An 806-nucleotide genomic window follows, 5' to 3' on the forward strand; every position below is an offset into this window, starting at 1 on the left:
TGGTACGAGGCCGCAGATGTCGCTGCCATTGCCGCCAAACGCGCCGAACGCGCCGCCGCTTGACCGCAGGTCAGACACTGTGTGACGATCGCGGTGTACAACTGTGCCCGCACATAGGCACCACAGACACCCACAAAGCCCCAGAGCGGCCCCCACCCCCTGGGGCTTCGTCACGCCCAGAGCGGGGGGCGACCATGGCCACCGACCGCAGCGAACTCACCTCGTACGAGTTCCGGCAACTCCGCGCCCGCATCCTCGCCGCCTCCGACATCTGCATCGTCTGCGGCCACGGCCACGCCGACGCCGTCGACCACATCCGCCCCGTCGCCAAAGGCGGCGCACGCCTCGACCCCGACAACCTCGCCCCCATCCACGGCGTCAACCGCTGCCCCACATGTCTCAGGAGCTGTAACTCCGAGAAGAGCGACCGTCCCCTCGCCGACGTCGTCCAACTCGTCACCAGCGTCGACTGGTTCGCCGGACCGTAAGGAGACCGCGATGCCCCACCCCTGGACCGCGACGCACGAACTCCACATCTTCAAGCAGGCCCTGCGCCGCCCCAGCGAAGACGCCCAATGGTGGGAGACACAGAGCAGCGGCCTCGTCCACCTGCTCTGCAACTGCGGCTACAGCACCGGCTGGATACCCCAAGACCAGATGCCCACCGGCGAGCAACTCCTCAACGACCACGGCACACCGCACCACTCCGTCATGACCTCACGACAAAACCACAGGTCAGAAGCGTGATCCGGTCCGTTCAGCTCGGGATCTCCCGGGATTTTTAGAAATCGGACATATCGCAACCC

General features: G+C 66.0%; 2 protein-coding genes. Both read left to right on the plus strand.

The window, feature by feature from the left end; all coding sequences use genetic code 11:
- Positions 1 to 194: 194 nt before the first annotated feature.
- The gene (locus B7L92_RS40855) at positions 195 to 488 is read left to right on the plus strand and encodes an HNH endonuclease (protein WP_081241677.1); all 294 of its coding nucleotides are present in this window, start codon (positions 195 to 197) and stop codon (positions 486 to 488) included.
- A 10-nt stretch (positions 489 to 498) separates the two neighbouring features.
- A complete protein-coding gene (locus B7L92_RS38525) occupies positions 499 to 747 on the plus strand; it encodes a hypothetical protein (RefSeq protein WP_081241678.1) in 249 nt (82 codons plus the stop codon).
- The last annotated feature ends 59 nt before the right edge of the window (positions 748 to 806 follow it).

Source organism: Streptomyces viridosporus, assembly GCF_002078235.1.
GTDB classification, from domain to species: Bacteria; Actinomycetota; Actinomycetes; order Streptomycetales; family Streptomycetaceae; genus Streptomyces; species Streptomyces viridosporus.

Excerpts from the sequence above, each read along its gene's own strand:
- B7L92_RS40855 (WP_081241677.1), top strand. The coding sequence starts at position 195 with ATGGCCACCGACCGCAGCGAACTCACCTCGTACGAGTTCCGGCAACTC.
- B7L92_RS38525 (WP_081241678.1), top strand. The coding sequence starts at position 499 with ATGCCCCACCCCTGGACCGCGACGCACGAACTCCACATCTTCAAGCAG.